The following is a 19,007-nucleotide window of genomic DNA, read 5'->3' on the forward strand; positions in this document are numbered from 1 at the left end:
GCCGCACGTGCGGGCAGCGGTCACAGGAGACCGAGGTCGCGCGCCCGGTGCACCGCATCGTGACGTCGGTTCACAGCGAGTTTGCGGTACGCGCTCTTGAGGTGGGTCTTGACCGTGTTGACCGAGACATGGAGATCGGCGGCGATCTCCTCCGTCGACATCATCTGGGCCAGCCTCTGCAGGACGTCACGTTCGCGTCCGCTCAGTTCTTCCACCACCGGCAGCGGCGGCTGATCCCCGGGCCGCACCGGGCCGCCGGTCGTCGGCGGGCCGGGTGTGAGCCAGCCGGCGGCCAGTGCGCGGAGCGGGCCGGTGCGCAGCAGCGGCCGCAGCCACGGTCCGGCTTCGCGGAAGGGACGCCGCAGGCGCTCGCGCCGGGCGTCCCGGAGCGCCTGGGCCACGAGTCTGCTCTGCGTGGCGAGGTCCCCCGATGCGCCCGCGGCCTGCGCCCGGACCAGTGCGGCCCGTACGGTGATCGCGGGTCCGACGTCGCCGTGCGACCGTACGCGGTCGAGCAGTTCGACCGCGGCGCCGGTCTCACCCGTGGCCAGCTCCGCCTGCGCGGCTCCCACCAGGCAGACCGGCTCGCAGCAGGGCTCGTCGGCCAGCAGCTCGACGGCCATCTCCGGCCGGCCCTCGGCGAGGTGGGCGGCGGCGGCCACCGACGCCGTGTGCGCCTCGGCCCACGGGGAGGCCGTGTCGGCGACGACGGCCCGATCCGTCGCCTCGAGCGCGGCCCGGCTCTCCCCGCGGGCCAGCAGGACACGCCCGGTCACGACGGCCCGCGCCGCCTGCACCACCGGGTCCCGCGGCGGGCGCGGTGTCTCCACCGCGGCGTCGAGCAGCGCTTGGGCGCGGTCCAGCTCGTCGCGGTCCACGGCCACCGCCGCCAGGACCAGGGATCCCAGCCCGGAGCCGGCCTCCCAGGGAAGGCCCCGACGGTCCCCGGTGGTGAGTGCGGCCCGGGCCTTGCGCTCGGCCCGGTCCGGCCAGCCCTTCAGGTAGTCGATCAGGGCCAGGTGGCCCAGACACTCCTCCCGCGCCCGTGCCGTCGATGCGGCCCTGCCGGAGTCGACCACCGTGATCAGGGCCTCTCGCGCGTCGCCGAAACGGCCCGCCCACAACCGGGCCGAGCCGAGGTGGGTGAGCAGGAGGGCGTTCAGCTCGGGGTGTTCTGCCAGGAGCCGCTCCGGCACCTGCCGTCGGGGTGCCTCGGCGGCCTCGGCCGCCCTCTCCACCCGGTCGGGCGCGCCGGTCAGCCGTGCGACCAGGGCTTCCAGGAGGGAACAGCTCAGCCGGGCGGCGGCCAGATCCGGGGAATCGTCCTCGCTCGCTCCGTCCCGTTCGGCCAGGGCCCGCGCGGCCCGTTCCAGTCGGGACAGGCCGCGCTCGACGTCGCACCGGGACAGTTCCCGGGCCGCGCGGACGAGGTCGGTTGCGGGGTTCCTCGGTGCAGGCCCCATCTTCGCGAACAGCTGGGACAGGTCCTCCGAGCGCAGTCCCGTGAACATCTCGCCGATGGCGAGGTCGTCGACCAGGGCACCGGCGGCGCACTCCCAGTCGTCCGCCGCGGCCGCGTGGCACAGCGTCTCGTCGAGGAACCCGCAGCGCCGCAGCCAGTGCGCCGCCCGCCGGTGGAGTCGGGGCTCCACGCCGGGAGCGCGCACGCCCAGGTGGGCGCGGAGGATCTCGCCGAACAGCGGGTGGAGCCGGAACCAGCCGTGCCCGAGGTAGTCCACGAACGCGTTGTCGCGGTGCAGGCCGGTCAGGATGAGTTCGGCGTCGGTGCGCCCGGTGAGGGCGTTGGCCAGGTCGGGGCAGAAGCGTTCGAGGATGCTCGTCCGCAGCAGCAGGTCCTGCGTCTCGGCGGTCTGCCGCTTGAGCACCTCGGCCAGCAGGAAGTCGGCGATCGTGGTGCGGTTGGCCTCGAAGTCCTTCAGGTACGTCTGCGGATCCGGCTCCCCCTGTGCGGCGAGGGCGCTCAGCCGCAGGCCGGCCGCCCAGCCCCGGGTGCGCTCCACCAGCGCGTCGACGGCATCGGCCGGAAGGTCCAGGCCGTGCAGCGCCAGCAGGTCGGTCGCCTCGTCCAGGGTGAAGGCGAGCTCGGCGTTCGTGATCTCCGTGATGGCGCCGGCCGCGCGGTAACGGTGCAGCGGCAGGAGCGGCTCCGTGCGCGTCACGAGGACCAGACGCATCCCCCGGCCGGCGGCCTGGAGGACGGATTCCAGCTGGTCCGCGATCTCCGGGTCGGTCACTCGGTCGTACTCGTCGATGACCACGAGCACGGGCGTGTCCCTGGCGCTCAGTTCGGCGGCGAGCCGCGTGAGCAGCGCTTCGTCCACGCGGTCGGCCTCGGCGGGGACGCCGACCTCGGTGGACGGTGACACGCCGGCCGTGCGCAGGGCTTGCAGGAGATAGGCCCAGAAGGTGCCGCAGCCCTTGTCGGCCACCCGTGCGGTCAGCCACGCCACGTGTCCGTCCAGCGCCGCGGCCCAGTCGGCGACCAGCATCGTCTTGCCCGCTCCTGCGGCTCCGTCGACCACCGTCAACGGTGTCAGCAGAGCCTCGTCGAGGTGGGTGACCAGTCGGTCGCGGCGCAGGAACGTGGGGGGACGGGCGGGTACGGCGAACCGCGTCCGCAGAAACGGGTCTCCTCGGGGATCGGCAGGGGATGTGGGTGGAACCGGTCTGTTCTCGTCCAGTACGGCCACAGAGCTCACCGCCACGGATGTCGTCAGGTCGCCGCTGCCGTCCGGCCCTCATGCAGAAGACGCGGGACGCGGATCCGGGTCGGGGAGGGACGGCGACGGCGTCCGGCGAGCGCGCAAGTCACGTCGACGACGCCCGGTACGGCCCGTGCCAGCAGAGTGGCGATCGGGACGAACACCGGGTCGTCGACACGACCGGTGAGCCGGACGACTCCATTGTGGACTTCCACGCCCACGGGTGCCATGCGCGTGCCAGGCGCGCGGCGTGGGCGAGGGTGGCGTCGGGCGCCACGGTGACGGCCGGGGCGCTCATCAGCTCCCAGGCGGTGACCGCGTCGGCCTTGCGGGCCTCGGGAAGGTGCCGTGCCCGGCCGGGGCCGCCCTCCCGGCACTCCTCCTTGGGCAGCAGACCGGCCTCCGAGACCACCCCGACGACGTGCCCCACTCCCGCATGGTCCTCACGATGTCCTTGAAGGCCGCGCCCGCACGCAGGGCGACGACCGTGCGGGTCGTCACGTCAGAGTCGCCCGGTGCATGGGCCGAGTGGCCCGTTCACGGCCCAGGCGGCCCGTCGCTACGTCGTGGGCGGCCCGACGCTACGTCGTGGGCAGCGGGACCCGCCACTCCAGTACGGTGCCGCCCTGGTCAGGTGCGGACACGACCAGTCGGCCGCCCAGTTGTTCCGCCCTCTCGGCCATGTTGCGCAACCCGCTGCGCCGACCCCCGGGCGGGATGCCGACGCCGTCGTCCGAAACGGTCAGCCGCACGTCGTGGCCGTCGGTGACCAGAGCGATCTGGGCCCGCACGGCGTGGGCGTGGCGGGCGACGTTGGTGAGGGCCTCGGAGAGCACGGCTACGACATGGTCGGCGATCTCGCGCGGCACCTCGGTGTCGACCAGGCCTTCCATGCGCACACTGGGGGCGAAGCCCAGCACCGGGGTCCCCTCGTCGACCAGGCGTACCACCCGGGCCCGCAGCCCGTTGTCGGCGCCGCCCGTGCGGGCCCGCAGCCCGAAGATGGCCGACCTGATGATCTTGATGGTCTCGTCCAGGTCGTCCACGGCCCGCAGCACCCGCTCGGCGGCCTCCGGGTGCTCGATGAAGCGGCCCGCGCTCTGCAGGGTCATGCCCGTGGCGAAGAGCCGCTGGATGGCCAGGTCATGCAGCTCCCGGGCGATCCGGTCACGGTCCTGCAGCACGGCGATTCGCTCGGCGTCCTTGCGGCGCTCGGCCAGTTCCATGGCGATCGCGGCCTGAGCGGCGAAGCCCCGCAGCGTCTCGGTCTCCGTGTCCGAGAACACCGGCCGGCCGGCCTCGCGGGCCACCAGCACCACGCCCCGGACGCCTCGTGTGCCGGTGCCGATGGGGGCGGCCACGGCGGGGCCCAGCCCCTGGAAACGCGGTGGCTCCGGCGAGACCCGCTCGTCGTGGTTCACGTCGTCGCTGGCGACCGGGGCGGCGGCCGAGAAGGCGAGGCCCATCAAGGTGCCGGACAGGGGCAGCACCAGTCCGCGGTGCGCGTCCGCTTCCGTGCCCACCGCGATCTCCACGGTGAGGGACCCGGTGCCCTCCATGGGTCTCGCCACCGCCGCCAGGGCCGATCCCGTGATCTCACGTGCCCGTTCGGCGATCAGCCGGAGAGCCACAGCCGGTGCGCTGGCGGACATCAGGCTGTGGCTGATCTCGGCGTTCGCCAGCAGCCAGCGCTCCCGCAGCCGGGACTCCTCGTAGAGGCGGGCGTTGTCGATGGCGACGCCGGCCGCCACGGCCAGCGTGCACAACACCGACTCGTCCTCCTCGTCGAACTGGACCCCGCCGCGCTTCTCGGTCAGGTACAGATTGCCGAAGACCTGGTCACGGACCCGGATCGGCACCCCCAGGAAGCTGTTCATCGGTGGGTGGTGGGCCGGATAGCCGTAGGAGGCCGGGTGCTGGGAGATCTTCTCCAGCCGGAGCGGCTCCGGGTTCCTGATCACCTCACCGAGGATGCCGTGACCCTCCGGGTAATGACCGATGCGGGTGATCTGCTCCTCGGTGACACCGACGGTGTGGAAGGCCGACAGCGAGCTGCCGTCGGGGCCGATGACGCCCAGGGCGGCGTATTCGGCGTCGACGAGCACGGCCGCCGACTCCACGATGGAGCGCAGGGCCTGCGCGAGGTCCAGTTCCCGGCCGACGGAGAGGACCGCCTCCAGCAGGCTGTGCACCCGTTCCTGCGTACCCCGGGCGGCGTCGATCCGGGCCTGCAGCTCCTCCAGCAGCTCGTCGAGTTTGAGCTGCGGCAACCGCACGCGGGGCTCTCCCGGGCTGCTTCCCTCCATCTCCCCTCCAGCACGTTCCGTCCTTCGGGGTCAGCTGCCACGGTAGCCGCCCGCGGGGGCAGTCGGCATCACGGCCGTCGCAGGGGATGCACCGGCGGCACCGGAACAGGCCACCCCGCTCCGCGCGCGTGGGGACGTCCGGCCCCTCGCTCGGGCCCGACCGGCACTGGGCGGCAGGTCCGTCACGCGGGACAGTGGGAACAGGAGCGGCGCCGGTCCCCCGCGGTGTCGCTCCGTCTCATCGGTCCCCGGCACGCACCGACCGACCGAGCCGGTGACCCTTCCACCTCCGAAGAAGCAGCCCATGACCCGCAAGTACGCCCCTGCCTACCAGCGCATCGACCTCGACCCCGTCGAGGCACTGCGGTTGCTGGGCAGCGTCTCGCTGGGACGGATCGTCTTCACCCGGCAGGCGCTGCCCACCGTCCGTCCGGTCAATCACGTTCTGGACCACGGGGACATCGTGATCCGCACCCACGAGGGCGCGGCTCTGACGGCGCACGCCGGGGAGGCCCCCGGCAGCGGGGTGGTCGTCGCCTACGAGGCCGACGCCATCGACCCTGCCAGCCACCTCGGCTGGAGCGTGGTCGTCACGGGCTACGCCCGTCTGGTGACCGATCCCGCCGAACTGGACCGGGTCCGGGGGCTGTTGCAGCCCTGGGTGCCCATGCAGGGCATGGACCAGGCGGTGCGCATCCGCCCCGAGGTGGTCTCGGGTGTCCGCCTCAGGGAGTCGGACGGGACCGGTGCGGCAGCCGGATGACGGCCGCCGCACACGGCGGAGGCGGTACGGGCTCCACGCGCTCGTACCGCCTTGGCCGGGGTGTCGTAGCGCACTCGGCGGGTGACCCGGCGCCCCGTGACGATGCCGGGATCGATCCGGACCCACAGATCGATGCCGGGATCGGTCCGGACCCACAGATCACGGCCACCGCCCGCCCGGGTCACCCGACGGCGCCTCGTCCGCCGCATGCGCGGTCGTCCGTTCGGTCGTGGCCGTCACGCTTCTCGTCGGTCAGGCCGCGGGAACGGCCACTTCCGTGTGCTGCCGGGCGCCGAGCACCACCTTGAGCGCGCCGGTTTCGGCGGCCTTGGAGAAGACGTCGTACGCCTCTTCCATGTGGTCCGACGGAAAGGTGTGGGTGACCAGCTGCCCGGTCGGGAGCCGGCCGGCGGCGGCCATCCGCAGCAGGACGGGCGTGGAGGAGGTGTCCACCAGGCCGGTCGTGATGGTCACGTTCCTGATCCACAGGTCTTCGAGGTGCAGCGTGGCGGGCTTGCCGTGCACGCCGATGTTGGCCACGTGTCCTCCGGGGCGGACCATCCGGGTGCACAGCTCGAAGCTCTCCGGCACGCCGACCGCCTCGATCACCACATCCGCGCCCAGCCCGCCGGTCAGGTCGGCCACCAGCTGGGCGGCGTCCTCGCGGACGTCGGCCACCGCGTCGGCGCCGAGCCGATGGGCGGCCTCCAGCCGGGCCGGAGCCAGATCGACGGCGATGATCCGCTCGGGCGAGAAGAGGCGTGCCGTGATGACGGCCGCGAGGCCGATGGGACCGGCTCCTACGACGGCCACCGTGTCGCCGGGACGTACGCGGCCGTTGAGGACGCCCACCTCGTAGGAGGTCGGGAAGATGTCGGCGAACAGCACGGCGTCCTCGTCGCGCAGCGACGCGGGCAGCGGGTGCACGGACAGGTCGGCGTACGGCACGCGGACGTACTCGGCCTGGGTGCCGTCGATCAGGTGGCCGAGGATCCAGCCGCCGCCGCCACGGCACTGGCCGTAGGAGCCGTCCCGGCAGAACCGGCAGCGGCCGCAGGAGGTGATGCAGGAGACGAGCACCCGGTCCCCGGGGCGTACGGTGCGGACATCGCCGCCGATCTCGACGATCTCGCCCACCGCCTCGTGACCGAGCACGGTGCCGGGGCGGACCTCCGGAACATCACCCTTGAGGATGTGCAGGTCGGTCCCGCAGATGGTCGCGGCGCCGACGCTCACGACGGCGTCGGTGGGCTCCTTGACGGAGGGGTCGGGCACGTCCTGCCAGGACGCCTGTCCCGGACCGTGGAAGACGAAGCCTTTCATGGCACTGGCTCCTCACCCTGGTGCGGTCTGCGGCGGGACCGGTGATCCGACGCGAACGGCACGCCGGCAGGCCCCGCACGTTCAGCCTGTGCGGTGGGCGGCGTCCCCCGCTTGGGCCGTCCGGCCCTTGTTCCCGGCCGGACGGTGCCGAGCCGGCGGGGCTCCCGTGCCGCCGGCTACCGGGCCGCGTGGCGTGCCCGCGAGGCCCCTCGCCCCTGTGGGCGCGGCTCCGCCCGGTCACCGTCGAAGAAGTCGTCACGGCGCGGACTCAGGCGCGAACCGACCGGCGGCCGCTGACGGGCCGACGGGGTTACGTGCGGACTGCCCAGCGGGCACCTTGCGCCGCTCTTCTCCGACGAAGCCGCGGCGCGGCCGACCGCCGGTGCGGCTCTCAGGCGGGTTCGGGTACGACCGCCACCGGGCAGGGGGCATGGTGGAGCACGCCGTGGGCGACACGGCCCAGGTGGAGCCCGAAGTGGCCCGGGCGTCGCCGGGCGCCGACGACGGCGAGGGCTGCTCCACGGGACTCGGCGAGCAGGGCGTCGCGTGCGTAGCCCTCGACCGTACGGCGCCGCACGTCCAGGCCGGCCGGGGCGTCCCGCAGCGCTTCCTCCACCAGTTCCACGGCCTGCTGCTCCTGGAGGCGGGCCGGCCGGCCGGCGATCAGGGGATGCGCCACAGGCTCGTGCAAGGGCCGGTGCCAGGCCCGGACGGCCTCCAGCAGAGCCCCGCGCAGCATGGCCTCCTCGACCGCGAACCGTACGGCGGCCGAGCCCGCCGGCTCGTCACCCACCGCCAGGGCGATGCGGGCGCGTGCCCCTGGGGCCACCCGGTTGTCATGGCTTCCGCGCAGCACGACGACCGGACAGTGCGCGTGCCCGGCCAGGGCCGCGCTCACCGAGCCGAGGATCGCCTCGGTCATGCCGCTGCGGCCTCGGCAGCCCACCACCATCGCGAGAGCGCTGCGGCTCTCCCGGATCAGGCCGTACTCCGGTTCCTCGGGCAGCACGTCGGTGGTGACCTTCACACCCGGCTGCCGATGGCGGGCACGCCGCTCCGCGGTCCCTACGACGTCCTCGACCATCAGCTCCTCGGACGGCTTGCCGAGGTCGCCGCTCACGGATACGCCCTCGTAGCGCTCCCAGAGCGAGGCGTACACCAGCCGGAGCGACGCCCCGCGCAGGGCCGCTTCGTCGGCGGCCCAGTCGACGGCCCGCAGGCTCGGTTCGGAGCCGTCGACTCCGACGACCACGGGAAGGTCGAGGGGTTCCCCGTAGGCATGTGCGGCTGATGCGTTCAAGGCTTCTTCTCCTCGGATGGCCGGTCAGCGTGCGCGACGACCGCGACCGGGGCGGCGATGTGGTGCAGGGCGGAGTGGGTGACATGGCCGATGTGGGCGCGGAGCAAGCCGGTGCGGACGCGCCGGCCGACGACCACCAGGGAGGCGTCACGGGAACAGTCGGCGAGGACCCGTGGTGCGCTGCCGCACCGGCTCGCCTCGAGGACCTCGACGTCCGGGAACTTCTGCCGCCAGGGACGCAGGGCCTTGCTCAGGAGGGCGGCCTGGCCCCGCTCCAGCGAGTCGTCGAGTCCGGCGCCACCGGCGAGGCGGGCGAAGGAGGGCGGCAGGTCGGGCCAGGCGTGGACGGCGCGCAGGGCGGCGTTCCGGCGCGCGGCGGCGTCGAAGGCAAACTCCAGCAGCGTGTCGTCCGGGTGGAAGAGGTCGAGGCCGAGCACGACGGGCCGGAACGGCGCCGCGGCGGACGGGACGCCCGCCGGGTCCATCCGGTGCTCGTCGGCGGCCTGCTCCCCCGCGCGCACCAGCACCACCGGGCGTTCGGCGCGGGCCACGACTCCCAGGCTCACCGAGCCGACCACGAACCCTTTCACCCCACCGAGGGCCCGCGAGCCCAGCACCAGCAGTTCGCTGATGCCGGCCGCAGCGCACAGGACCTCGGTGACGGGCCCCGTCGGCTGCTCGGTGATCACCTCGATGCCCGGGTGGCGCAGCCGGACGCCCTCCGCGCTCTCGTGCGTCAGCTGCTCCGCCCACTGCCGGTGGACCTCGGGATCCAGCAGTGGAGTCCGCGCCACGAATCCGGGCAACGGCTCCCGGACATGCACGATCTTCAGCGGCAGGGCACGCAGCAGCGCTTCGCGCGCCGCCCACTCGACTGCCGCCCGGCTCTCGGGCGAGTCGTCGAGACCCACGGTGACGGTTCGGGACACGGGCTCCGCCTCCCCGAGTGAGGACTCCGCACCAGCGTGGCGCCGCGGGGCGTTCGCGCTCAGGGGCCGGACGGCCCCGTCCGGGAACCGACCGGCCCTTAACCGTCGCCGCCGCCGTCGGCCGTCGGGCCTCCTCCGTGACACCGCCCTCGTGCCCGTTGCCGCACGCCTGGTGATGTCCGTCGAGGGGGTCGTGGACGCGGAGTTCGACCTCGCGAACGGGTCCGATCGGCCCTGGTGCAATCGGTAGCCGCGGGGAATGATCGGTCTCTGGGACAGTCGGGAGTCTGTCCTCGTCCAGGAGACGTGGGGGTCGCCATGACCGAGACGCGCACCTTCAGCGAGCAGGACCCGATCCGCGTGTTCCTGCTCGACGACCACGAGGTGGTACGACGCGGCCTGGCGGACCTCCTCGACGCCGAACCGGACATCACCGTGGTCGGCGACGCGGACACGGCCGAACACGCGCTCACCCGGGGACCGGCCCTGCGCCCGCACGTCGCCGTGCTCGACGTCCGCCTGCCGGACGGCGACGGCATCTCGGTCTGCCGTGAACTGCGCGACCGGATGCCGGAACTGGCGTGCCTCATGCTGACCTCCTTCGACGACGAGGAGGCCCTGCTGGACGCCATCATGGCCGGGGCATCGGGATACGTCCTGAAACAGATCAAGGGCTCGGACCTGCTGTCAGCGGTGCGCACCGTCGCCTCGGGCCAGTCGATGCTGGACCCGGCGACAACCGCCCGGCTCATGCGTTCCCTGCGGGCGGACCCTGCCGAGGTGCCGTCGCTGCCGCCCGAGCTGGCCGGTCTCTCCCCCAGGGAACGGGACATCCTGGCGTTGATCGGTGACGGCCTGACCAACCGGGAGATCGGCAAGAGGCTCTACTTGTCCGAGAAGACCGTCAAGAATCACATCTCGCGGCTGCTGGCCAAGCTCGGCGTGCAGCGCAGGGTCCAGGCGGCGGTCCTCGCCTCCCACCTGGACGGGCGCGACCCGCGCGCTGCTCCTTGAGCCGGCTGTGTCACTCGCCCGACCCACTCTGCCGGGTGCGGACCGCGGCCGGGGCCCGGTGCACCGTGGCAGGGTCGTCGCCGGTGTCGTGCAGCGGTCCGTGCGCCGGCGCACCCCGGCGCGTCGGATCACTGTTCCTCGGAGCGCACGATCACGACCGGGCACTTCGCGTGCTGCGACACGTGCTGGCTGACCGACCCGAGCAGGGCGCGGACGAACCCGCCCCTTCCGCGGCTGCCGACGACCAGCGCCTCGGCTCCCTCGGCGGCCCGCAACAGGACGTCGGCGGGGTTTCCGTGCACCACGTGGGTCCTGACCGCTTCGGCCGCCTGCGCACCGAGCACCTCGGTCAGTTCCCGCCTCATCTTCTGCCGGGTCTCGTCCTCGTCGACGTCCATGTCCACGGCGGGTGCCGACCAGCCGTACAGGCCCGGCAGCTCCCACACGGCGACCGCCTCCACCGCCCCGCCGACGAGGCCCGCGTACCGCACGGCCCAGCGCAGGGCCGCGTACGAGGACGACGACCCGTCGACGCCGACCACGACCCGCGCCTCGGAGACATCCCTGTCCATGCGTTCCACCTCTCCCGCAGCGACCGGACCGCCTGGTCGGGCCCCTCTGCTCCACGCTGCGGGACACCCGGCCACACCGCCAGAGAAGAGCATCCAGCGGCATGACGGACGGTGCTTGCCCTGGGCGGTTCACTCACGGTGCAGCACGACTTTGAGGGCTCCTGTGCTGGGGCCTCGTGCGAACACCACCACGGCCACCCGTGGCTCGGTCCGGCCGGTGTCGGAGGCGCCGGGGGCGCGCGTGATCCGGTGCCCTCCGCGGCGCCATGTGGACCCGCGGCGGGGGCCTTTCGGCCCATGCGGCCGTGTGATCCCGGTGGCAGGTTGGATACAGCACCACTGTGCGGAGAGGGCGGCGATCATGCGAGCTCACCTCGGCGACCACCTCGTCATCGAAAGCCCGGCGACCGGCGCGGCCAGGCGCGACGGCGAGATCGTCGGACTCCGTCACGACGACGGAACACCCCCCTACGACGTGCGCTGGTCGGACACGGACGACGTGACGCTGGTGTTCCCCGGGCCCGACGCCCACATCCGCCATGGGGAGCGGGAACAGCCCGTGTCCCCGGACGACAAGCAGGCGGGCGCCGCGTCCGCCGCGACCCGGGTGACCGGAGCGGCCGGTCCCGGGGACCTCGGCCGGCGCGTCGCCGTCGCACGGCACAGGCGCGGGCTCAGCCGGGCGGAAACAGCGGGCCGCGCCCGGATGTCACCGAACTACCTGGCGTATCTGGAGGAAGGGCCCGCCGACCCGACGCCGGCGACACTCATCCGACTGGCCGACGCACTGGGCACCACGGTCGCGGCACTGCGTGGCGGTGGCATGGACCTTCCGCCCGGTCAGGGGCGCGCGCTGCTCCGTCCCCGGCTGCGGGACCTCGGCCCGGAGGAGTGCCGCACCCTGCTCTCCACACACGGCGTCGGGCGCGTTTCGGTGACTGCCTCCGACGGCCGCCCGGCCGTCGTCCCGGTCAACTACGAGGTCGTCGACGACGCCATCGTCTTCCGGACAGCGCCCGACTCCGTGGCCGCGGCAGCCGCGGGAACGGAGGTCGCCTTCGAGGTCGACCACGTGGACGACGCCCTGAGCCAGGGCTGGAGCGTGCTCGCTGTCGGCCCGGCGAGCGTGGTGACGGAACCCGAGGCCGTACGCACGCTCACCCAGCACGCGCACACCACACCGTGGGCGGGCGGCCAGCGCGAGATGTGGGTGTCGATCCGGCCCGCGAGCCTCACGGGCCGCCGGATCACTCCTGCGGACCGGTAGGACCACGGGGCGCCCTCCCGCCGGAATCGCGTGTCACGGCACCGCACGAGAGTGGACGGGCTACGACCCCGACCCGCCGCGAGCGGCCTCGCGAGTCCTCCTGGGCGCGCCGCCCGAGCGCCGGGCCGGCCTGGTCGACCACCCGCCGCCGATGCGGCCGGGCCCCATCGGCGGCGGGCTGGCGCTACCGCGGCACAGGGCGGACCCCCAGGCCGCGGTTCCGGGACGATGAGGGCGGCCGGTCGCGGCAGATGATCACCCGTTCGGCTCCGCATACGCACGCCGGGACAGGGCAGTCGGTGCAGGCGTGGCGAGTGCCCGTAGCCGGTGGTGCCGCAACCGATCCCCGAGTCGGGCCGCGGCACCACCAGCACTCCGCCACGCAGCCTCCAGCTTCTGACCTCGTCGTTCCCGCCCCCCCGCCGAGCGGTCCGGGCTCAAGGGCGGGCAGGGGTCGGCCGATGGCGGTGGCATGGGAACGTATTCTCTCGTCGCCGCACGCCGTCTTGTGTCCCGCCGTCGCCTCGGGTCGGTGGCCGGGGTGATCGCGGTTCTCTGGTCGGTGGTGTCCGGGCCCTCGGCGGTGCCGGCCGAGGCCGTCTCGTCGCGCTCGGCGGTGCCTGCGGGCGAGAAAGGCCTGCGGACGCTGTTCGGGTCCGAGAACCGTTTGATCCGTACGCGCGAGCGGGTGGTCGCGGTGACCTTCAACGCGGCCTGGAACGACGCCGGCCTGGACGGCGTTCTCCGTGAGCTCGGCCGCCGGCGTACACCTGCCACGTTCTTCCTGACCGGCGACTTCGCCGACCGCCACCCCGAGGTGGTGAAGAAGCTCGCGGCCTCGGGGTACGGCCTGGGCAACCACTCGTACAGCCATCCCTGCTTCAAGGAGCTGACCGCCGCCGGGAGGCGCCGGGAGGTCCGGGCGGCGGACCGGGCCCTGCGCGCGGCCGGGGCGGGTCGAGCCCTGACCCCGTTCTTCCGGTTTCCCTACAGCGAGACCAGCCCTGCCCAGATCAGGGAGGTCAACGGGCTGGGGTTCGCGGACATCGAATTCACCACCGACACCAACGGATGGATGGGCACCGCGGGCGGCATGACCGTCGACCGCGCGGTGCACCGGGCGCTGGACGCACTGCGCCCAGGGGCGATCCTGCAACTGCACGTCGGCACGCCCGAGGGCCACACCGACGTGATCGACGCCCAGGCCCTGCCCCGGATCCTCGACGCGATCGCCGCCCGCGGTTACCGCGTCATCGACCTCCGCGGCCTCCTCCACACCCCTGCTTGTGACCAGCGTGAACCATGCGGCCAACTCCAGTGACTCGAGTGGCGAGAGCCGTACGCCCTGCTCGCCAAGCTGCCCTTCGCAGGCCGGCCCGTTCCTGCGCGGGCACGCGGGCGAGCCTGCCCCCGCCTTCGCCGCCGACCGGTTACGTGAGCTGGGGCGCGACGCGCAGGATGCTCTTGCCGTACGTCTTCCCCTCGGCGAGTCGGCGCAGCGCCTCGTCGAGGTCGGCCATCTCGTATTCGGCGGTGATGTCCGGCCGGACGTGCCCCTGGGCCACGGCCCGCAGGGCCTGCCGGGCGCTGTCGGCGAGCCGTTCGGGGTGGGTCCGGCTGAGTAGGTCGCTGTTGTAGGACAGCACGGACCGGCCTCTCATCAGCAGCTCGTCGCTGTCGAGCGCCACGGGCGCTGAGCCGGCGAGGGCGCCGTACATGGCCAGCCGGCCGTGCGGGGCAAGCCGGAGCAGGCTGGTCAGGCGGGTGGGGCCGCCGACCGGGTCGAGGACGACGTCGAAGGACTCCTCGCCGGCCTGTGCGTCCCCGGCGTCGGCGAACTCCGCACGGGTGATCAGCCGGTCGTAGCCGAACCGGGCGGCATAGGCGGCCCGTTCGGCGTCGCCCACCACACCGACGATCCGGCCGGCCCCCGCGGCCCGGGCGTACTGGGCGGCCATGGTGCCGACGCCGCCGGCCGCCGCGTGGACCAGGACGCGCTCGCCCGAGCGCACCCGGGTGACCGTGTGGACCAGGTCGTACGCGGTCGCGGTCGCCCAGCCGAACGCGGCGGCGGTGCGCGGGTCGAGTCCCTCGGCGTCGAAGACGAGCGCGGCGGAGGCGATCACCACGTCGGCGAAGGCGCCCCCGCCGGTCAGCGCGGTGACCGTCCGGCCCAGCAGCGCCTCGTCGACGCCCTGGCCGACGCCGACGACCCGTCCGGCGGCCTCGAATCCGGGGACGAAGGGCCGCTGCACGGGGAAGTGGCCGCGGCGCACGAGCACATCGCCCCACTGGATCCCGGCGTACTGGACGGCGATGGCGACCTGGCCGGGGCCGGGCAGGGGCCGGTCGAGCTCGGTGAGGCGGAACCGGTCGTCGGTGTCGAGGACGACAGCCTTCATGTCTCTGCTCCCTCAGGTGACTCAGTATCCTGATACAGGCGGATGTGCCGACCGTATGAGTATCAGCATGCTGAGTCAACCAAGAAAGCTGATTGAGGTGGAGGCGTCGATGGCCGATCCGACGGCGAATGACGAGGCCGGGGTCCCGGCCGAGGACTACCTGTGCGGCCGCATCCGGCGCGCCGAGCAAGCTCTGATGGGCCACCACGAAGCCGTGCTGCGCGGGCACGGCCTCACCATGACCCAGTACACCGTGTTGCTCGCGCTGTCGGCGGAGGCGGACATGTCCGGTGCGCAGCTCGCCCGGGCCTGCGGCGTCACCCAGCAGACCATGGCCACGGTCCTGACCGGTCTGCAGAAGAAGGGCCTCGTCGCGCGCACGCCGTCACCCGTCCACGCCAAGGTTCTGCTCACGTCCTTGACCGACCAGGGCCGTACCGTGCTGGAGCGCGCCTACCAGGAGGTCATCGTGCTGGAGCGCGCCCTCACCGACGCCTTCGCCCCCGAGGAGCACGCCGCCCTGTGCGCCCTCCTGGAGCGCGCCACCAGCGTGCTGGCCGAGCAGACCCCTCGCCGTCGCTAGGGCGATCCGGCACCGGCCCGACGTGCCCCTAGGATGACGAGGGTGACCGCACGAACCAGTGACATCGAGAAGGCGGCCGGAGTGCTGCGCGCCGGCGGGCTGGTGGCGCTCCCGACCGAGACCGTCTACGGTCTCGGCGCCGACGCCGAGAATCCCACCGCTGTCTCGCGCATCTTCCAGGTCAAGGGGCGTCCGCCCTCCCACCCGCTGATCGTCCACATCGGCGGCGCGGAGCAGTTGGACGACTGGGTCGAGGACGTTCCCGCGACGGCGCGCCTGCTGGCCGAGCATTTCTGGCCGGGGCCGCTCACGCTGGTGCTGCGGCGCGGCAGCCGGGTGCCCCTCGAAGCGACGGGTGGCCTGGAAACGGTGGCCGTACGCGTCCCCGACCACCCCGTCGCCCTCGCGTTGCTGTCGGCCTTCGGCGGCGGTGTCACGGCCCCGTCCGCCAACCGCTTCGGCCAGGTCAGCCCCACCACCGCGCACCACGTCCGGGCCGAGCTCGGGGATGCCGTCGACTTCGTGCTGGACGGCGGATCCTGCGAGGTCGGCGTCGAGTCGACCATCGTCGACGCCACGGGCGAGGTCCCGAGCATCCTGCGCCCCGGCGGGGTGACCCGCGAGGACCTCGAAGCGGTGCTGGGGCGCCCGCTCGCGGTGCACTCGACGAGCCGCGTCCGGGTGCCGGGCCAGCACCCGTCCCACTACGCGCCGCGTGCGCGGGTCGTCCTCGTCGAGCCCGAGAAGGTCGTCGCCGAAGCGGAGCTCGCGCAGCAGCTGGGGCACCGGGTCGGGGTCTTCCTTCCCCCCGCCGTCACCGACGCCACGGTGAAGGCGCACGCCGTGGCGTCGGTCCCCGCGTCGATGGACGCCTACGCGCGCGGGCTGTACGGGTTCCTGCGCGAGCTCGACCAGCAGGGCTGCGACCTCATCGTCGCGTCCCTGCCGGCGGAGGAAGGACTGGGACTCGCGATCGCCAACCGGCTCCGCCGCGCCGCGGGGCCCCGGCCCTCCGCGTGACCGGCATCGGATCGGTGGCGTGCCCGAGCGGCCACGGCCTCCACGGTCAGGACGCCGCGGGCACCGCCACGTCGAGCCCCCGGGCCGCGACGACCTTCGCGCTGCCGTCGGCCAGGCGGTAGCACAGGCCCACCACGGCGGCCTGCCCGGCGGCGACCTTCTCGGCGAGCACCCGGGAGCGGTCCAGCAGCAGGTCGACGCTGTGCCTTATGTGCTCGGCGAGGATCTCCTCCGGTTCGACCCGTCCGGCGGCCCGCGCCGCCAGCACGCTGGGCGTCACCCGTTCGACGACGTCCCGGACGTACCCGGACGGCGTCATGCCGTCCTCCAGCGCGGCGCACGCCGCGCCGACCGCGCCGCACGAGTCGTGGCCGAGCACCACGACCAGCGGGCTGCCCAGTACGTCCACGCCGTATTCGATGCTGCCCAGCACCTCCGCGCCGATGACGTGGCCTGCGGTGCGCACCACGAACAGGTCGCCCAGGCCGCGGTCGAAGATGATCTCGGCGGCCAGGCGGGAGTCGGAACAGCCGAACAGCACGGCGAAGGGCTGCTGGGACGGTGCGATCTCGGCGCGGCGGGTGGAGTCCTGGTTCGGGTGCTCGGGAGTGCCCGCGACGAAGCGCTGGTTACCGGCCAGCAGCAGCTCGAAGGCGTCCTGGGGCGTCGGAGTCTTGATCTCGGTCATGTCCGTAGCCTAGGACCCCGCTCCAGGCGTCGCACCGCCTGCCCCTGTACAAGCCTCTTCCAGGCGGCGCCGTCACCCCCCGTCCCGCGGTCCCACCACAGGCCGGCGGTGGCGCCCGCAGCCCGCGAGCGAGGTCGGCGGGCGCGGAAGCCGGACCTTTCGTAGATTGAGGAGCGAGCCACTGGCAGGGAAAGCGTGTGACACCGAACATCGATTACCCAGGGGTGTTCGCCGCCCTTCCGAGCCCGTGCCTGGTGCTCGGCACGGACCTGGTGATCGCTGACGCCAACCCGGCCTTCTGCGAGGTGACCGGACGGAGCCGGGCCGAGCTGATCGGGCAGTACCTCTTCGACGTCTTCCCGGACAACCCCACCGATCCGGAGGCCGACGGGGTGAGCACGCTGCAGGCCTCACTGCACCGTGTCCTGTGCTCCGGCCAGACGGATCACATGGCGTTGCAGAAGTACGACATCCCGGTCCCCGGCAGCCCCGAGGTGTTCAAGGAACGGTGGTGGACCGCGATCAACGCGCCCGTCCCCGGCCCGGACGGGAAGGTCGCCTGGATCATCCACCGGTCCGAGGACATGACCGACGTCGTCCGTGCCCGCCGCACCGCGCACACGCCGTCGGTCAGCCCCGGCCGGGAAGCGGCCATGGAAGCCGAGCTGTACGCCCGGGCGCGGCAACTGCAGCAGCTGAACTTGGAACTGCGGCAGGCCCACGCCCGTGAACGGCGTATCGCCGTCGCCCTCCAGGAAGCCATGCTCCACTCCCCCGACCTCGCCCGGCACCCGAACATCGCCGTGCGCTACCTGCCCGCGACCGGATCACTGAACGTGTGCGGCGACTGGTACGACGCGGTCGACCTGCCCGGGGACCGTTTCACCGTCACGGTCGGCGACGTGGTCGGCCACGGGCTGATGGCCGCCACCGTCATGGGCAGGCTCCGCAGCGCGCTGAGCGCCGCCACCCGCACCGTCCACGGTCCCGCGCAGGCGCTGGAGGTCCTCGGGCTCTATGCCCGCTCGGTCGATGGAGCACTGGCCGCCACCGCCGTCCAGGTCCTCGTCGACTGTCACAGCCAGCTGCTCATCTACAGCAGCGCCGGCCATCCCCCACCGATCCTCCTGCACCCGGACGGCTCCTGCCGGCTGCTCGACCAGGCCACCGACCCGCCTCTGGGCGCCCGCCCCGAACACGTCCCCCGCCCCCAGGCCAACACGACCTACACCCCCGGTGACACCCTCGTCCTCTACACCGACGGCCTGATCGAACGCCGCGACGAGGACATCGACGCCGGCCTGACCCGCTTGACCGCCACGCTCGCCACCTGCACCGGGTTCGGCGCCGAACACCTCGCCGACGCCCTCCTCGCCCGCCTGGGCCTCTCCAGCGGCGCCGACGACGACATCGCCATCGTCGTCGTCCGCCTGGACCGCACGACCCGACCGTACTGACCGCACCGACGCGCGGACTGGGCCTGAGCAGGCTGACGCGGGTTCCGGCTACTTCAGCAGCCGGAAGCCGGGCTGTCGAGCCCATGCTCTGAGGAACACCGCCGAGCCGTACGCGGCGGGCCATGGATGGGTCATCGTTGCTACGACGCCCGGCAGGCCTGCCACTTCCGGTACCTGGTCCTCGCTCAGTTCGACGTGGACAACGCCGCCGACCACCTCCATCACGGCGGCGGTCAGCAGGACCGTGACGACGTGGTCGATCGGACGGTTGCAGAAGGCGACGACGTGGACGGCGTGGGTCGGCGTGAAGCCGATGAAAGGCTCCAGATCGACTTCGTCGTGCTCAGCCTCGAAGGTGGCCTCGTCGCCGATGCCGGGCCCCATGAGGGAGACCTGGACGGGCCGCCGGCCGTCGACACTCCCGGTGTCCGGGATTCCGAGGCATTCCGCGTTGATGTTCAGGTCGTACTCGCCGACCCGCTTCTCCTCGAACCGTGCCGAGCAGCGAGCCAGAAGACCGCGGAGCCGCCGAACCGCCTCGCAGGGGACGGCCTTCGCCAACTCGATCACCAACACCGGCCCGCTCATGGCTCGGAGCCTAACGTCTACGACACCGAGAAGCCGCGAAGTTCCAGGCCCGGTCCGGTCGTTCCGCCGGCT

The 19,007-nt window shown here is 73.1% G+C and carries 16 protein-coding genes and 1 pseudogene; 7 read left to right on the top strand and 10 right to left on the bottom strand.

Features of this window, described 5'->3' with window-relative positions:
- Positions 1-20 precede the first annotated feature (20 nt).
- The 3 genes and pseudogenes from ABZ923_RS01085 to ABZ923_RS01095 form a co-directional block, all read right to left on the bottom strand.
- Entirely contained in the window at positions 21-2,720 is a 2,700-nt protein-coding gene (locus ABZ923_RS01085; protein ID WP_361465051.1) for a LuxR C-terminal-related transcriptional regulator, read from the bottom strand.
- Between the two features lie 14 nt (positions 2,721-2,734).
- Positions 2,735-3,161 (bottom strand): annotated as a pseudogene (locus tag ABZ923_RS01090) (BON domain-containing protein).
- 143 nt (positions 3,162-3,304) lie between these two features.
- Positions 3,305-5,029 (bottom strand): GAF domain-containing sensor histidine kinase, encoded by a 1,725-nt coding sequence (locus ABZ923_RS01095; protein WP_361465053.1) that lies wholly within the window; start codon positions 5,027-5,029, stop codon positions 3,305-3,307.
- Positions 5,030-5,333: 304 nt separating this feature from the next.
- Here ABZ923_RS01095 and ABZ923_RS01100 point away from each other — a divergent pair, with 304 nt between their 5' ends.
- Positions 5,334-5,792 (top strand): pyridoxamine 5'-phosphate oxidase family protein, encoded by a 459-nt coding sequence (locus tag ABZ923_RS01100; RefSeq protein WP_361465056.1) that lies wholly within the window; start codon positions 5,334-5,336, stop codon positions 5,790-5,792.
- A 252-nt stretch (positions 5,793-6,044) separates the two neighbouring features.
- On the opposite strand, the gene ABZ923_RS01105 is transcribed toward ABZ923_RS01100, so the two are convergent.
- The 3 genes from ABZ923_RS01105 to ABZ923_RS01115 all read right to left on the bottom strand — a co-directional run bounded on the left by ABZ923_RS01105 (position 6,045) and on the right by ABZ923_RS01115 (position 9,344).
- Complete coding sequence (locus tag ABZ923_RS01105; protein ID WP_361465059.1) at positions 6,045-7,115, bottom strand: zinc-dependent alcohol dehydrogenase family protein; 1,071 nt, start codon at positions 7,113-7,115, stop codon at positions 6,045-6,047.
- A 391-nt stretch (positions 7,116-7,506) separates the two neighbouring features.
- Positions 7,507-8,415, bottom strand: a complete 909-nt coding sequence (locus tag ABZ923_RS01110) for a universal stress protein (protein WP_361465062.1) — start codon at positions 8,413-8,415, stop codon at positions 7,507-7,509.
- The gene (locus ABZ923_RS01115; RefSeq protein WP_361465064.1) at positions 8,412-9,344 is read right to left on the bottom strand and encodes a universal stress protein; all 933 of its coding nucleotides are present in this window, start codon (positions 9,342-9,344) and stop codon (positions 8,412-8,414) included. The genes ABZ923_RS01110 and ABZ923_RS01115 overlap by 4 nt, the downstream gene beginning before the upstream one ends.
- 318 nt (positions 9,345-9,662) lie before the next feature.
- On the opposite strand from ABZ923_RS01115, the gene ABZ923_RS01120 reads away from it, so the two are divergent.
- Positions 9,663-10,358 carry a response regulator transcription factor gene (locus ABZ923_RS01120; RefSeq protein ID WP_361465067.1) on the top strand — a complete coding sequence of 232 codons (696 nt, stop codon included), beginning with the start codon at positions 9,663-9,665 and terminating at the stop codon, positions 10,356-10,358.
- 128 nt (positions 10,359-10,486) lie between these two features.
- Here the strand turns inward: ABZ923_RS01120 and ABZ923_RS01125 are convergent, their stop codons facing one another.
- The gene (locus tag ABZ923_RS01125; protein ID WP_361465069.1) at positions 10,487-10,930 is read right to left on the bottom strand and encodes a universal stress protein; all 444 of its coding nucleotides are present in this window, start codon (positions 10,928-10,930) and stop codon (positions 10,487-10,489) included.
- 361 nt (positions 10,931-11,291) lie between these two features.
- Here ABZ923_RS01125 and ABZ923_RS01130 point away from each other — a divergent pair, with 361 nt between their 5' ends.
- Both ABZ923_RS01130 and ABZ923_RS01135 read left to right on the top strand, forming a co-directional pair.
- Positions 11,292-12,197, top strand: coding sequence for a pyridoxamine 5'-phosphate oxidase family protein (locus ABZ923_RS01130; protein ID WP_361465072.1), 906 nt, complete (start codon positions 11,292-11,294; stop codon positions 12,195-12,197).
- Positions 12,198-12,738: 541 nt separating this feature from the next.
- Positions 12,739-13,518 carry a polysaccharide deacetylase family protein gene (locus ABZ923_RS01135; RefSeq protein WP_361465075.1) on the top strand — a complete coding sequence of 260 codons (780 nt, stop codon included), beginning with the start codon at positions 12,739-12,741 and terminating at the stop codon, positions 13,516-13,518.
- 109 nt (positions 13,519-13,627) lie between these two features.
- On the opposite strand, the gene ABZ923_RS01140 is transcribed toward ABZ923_RS01135, so the two are convergent.
- On the bottom strand, positions 13,628-14,599 hold the full coding sequence (locus tag ABZ923_RS01140; protein ID WP_361465078.1) for a zinc-binding dehydrogenase: 972 nt from the start codon (positions 14,597-14,599) through the stop codon (positions 13,628-13,630).
- Between the two features lie 109 nt (positions 14,600-14,708).
- Between ABZ923_RS01140 and ABZ923_RS01145 the strand changes: the two genes are divergently transcribed.
- Positions 14,709-15,182, top strand: coding sequence for a MarR family transcriptional regulator (locus tag ABZ923_RS01145; RefSeq protein WP_361465080.1), 474 nt, complete (start codon positions 14,709-14,711; stop codon positions 15,180-15,182).
- Between the two features lie 33 nt (positions 15,183-15,215).
- Positions 15,216-16,202, top strand: coding sequence for an L-threonylcarbamoyladenylate synthase (locus ABZ923_RS01150; RefSeq protein WP_361465083.1), 987 nt, complete (start codon positions 15,216-15,218; stop codon positions 16,200-16,202).
- Positions 16,203-16,248: 46 nt separating this feature from the next.
- On the opposite strand, the gene ABZ923_RS01155 is transcribed toward ABZ923_RS01150, so the two are convergent.
- The gene (locus ABZ923_RS01155) at positions 16,249-16,890 is read right to left on the bottom strand and encodes a carbonic anhydrase (RefSeq protein ID WP_361465086.1); all 642 of its coding nucleotides are present in this window, start codon (positions 16,888-16,890) and stop codon (positions 16,249-16,251) included.
- Positions 16,891-17,087: 197 nt separating this feature from the next.
- Between ABZ923_RS01155 and ABZ923_RS01160 the strand changes: the two genes are divergently transcribed.
- Entirely contained in the window at positions 17,088-18,347 is a 1,260-nt protein-coding gene (locus tag ABZ923_RS01160; protein WP_361465089.1) for a SpoIIE family protein phosphatase, read from the top strand.
- A gap of 48 nt (positions 18,348-18,395) precedes the next feature.
- On the opposite strand, the gene ABZ923_RS01165 is transcribed toward ABZ923_RS01160, so the two are convergent.
- Positions 18,396-18,935: a DUF6368 family protein gene (locus ABZ923_RS01165; RefSeq protein ID WP_361465092.1), complete on the bottom strand. Its 540-nt coding sequence runs from the start codon at positions 18,933-18,935 to the stop codon at positions 18,396-18,398.
- Positions 18,936-19,007 lie beyond the last annotated feature (72 nt).

Origin of the sequence: Streptomyces sp. NPDC046881 (assembly GCF_040645015.1) — a bacterium.
Lineage (GTDB): Bacteria > Actinomycetota > Actinomycetes > Streptomycetales > Streptomycetaceae > Streptomyces.

Bases quoted from the DNA above. Each gene is read 5' to 3' on its own strand.
- ABZ923_RS01095 (WP_361465053.1), bottom strand. From the start codon at position 5,029: ATGGAGGGAAGCAGCCCGGGAGAGCCCCGCGTGCGGTTGCCGCAGCTC.
- ABZ923_RS01150 (WP_361465083.1), top strand. From the start codon at position 15,216: ATGACGAGGGTGACCGCACGAACCAGTGACATCGAGAAGGCGGCCGGA.
- ABZ923_RS01140 (WP_361465078.1), bottom strand. From the start codon at position 14,599: ATGAAGGCTGTCGTCCTCGACACCGACGACCGGTTCCGCCTCACCGAG.
- ABZ923_RS01125 (WP_361465069.1), bottom strand. From the start codon at position 10,930: ATGGACAGGGATGTCTCCGAGGCGCGGGTCGTGGTCGGCGTCGACGGG.
- ABZ923_RS01100 (WP_361465056.1), top strand. From the start codon at position 5,334: ATGACCCGCAAGTACGCCCCTGCCTACCAGCGCATCGACCTCGACCCC.
- ABZ923_RS01130 (WP_361465072.1), top strand. From the start codon at position 11,292: ATGCGAGCTCACCTCGGCGACCACCTCGTCATCGAAAGCCCGGCGACC.
- ABZ923_RS01165 (WP_361465092.1), bottom strand. From the start codon at position 18,935: ATGAGCGGGCCGGTGTTGGTGATCGAGTTGGCGAAGGCCGTCCCCTGC.
- ABZ923_RS01155 (WP_361465086.1), bottom strand. From the start codon at position 16,890: ATGACCGAGATCAAGACTCCGACGCCCCAGGACGCCTTCGAGCTGCTG.
- ABZ923_RS01145 (WP_361465080.1), top strand. From the start codon at position 14,709: ATGGCCGATCCGACGGCGAATGACGAGGCCGGGGTCCCGGCCGAGGAC.
- ABZ923_RS01105 (WP_361465059.1), bottom strand. From the start codon at position 7,115: ATGAAAGGCTTCGTCTTCCACGGTCCGGGACAGGCGTCCTGGCAGGAC.
- ABZ923_RS01120 (WP_361465067.1), top strand. From the start codon at position 9,663: ATGACCGAGACGCGCACCTTCAGCGAGCAGGACCCGATCCGCGTGTTC.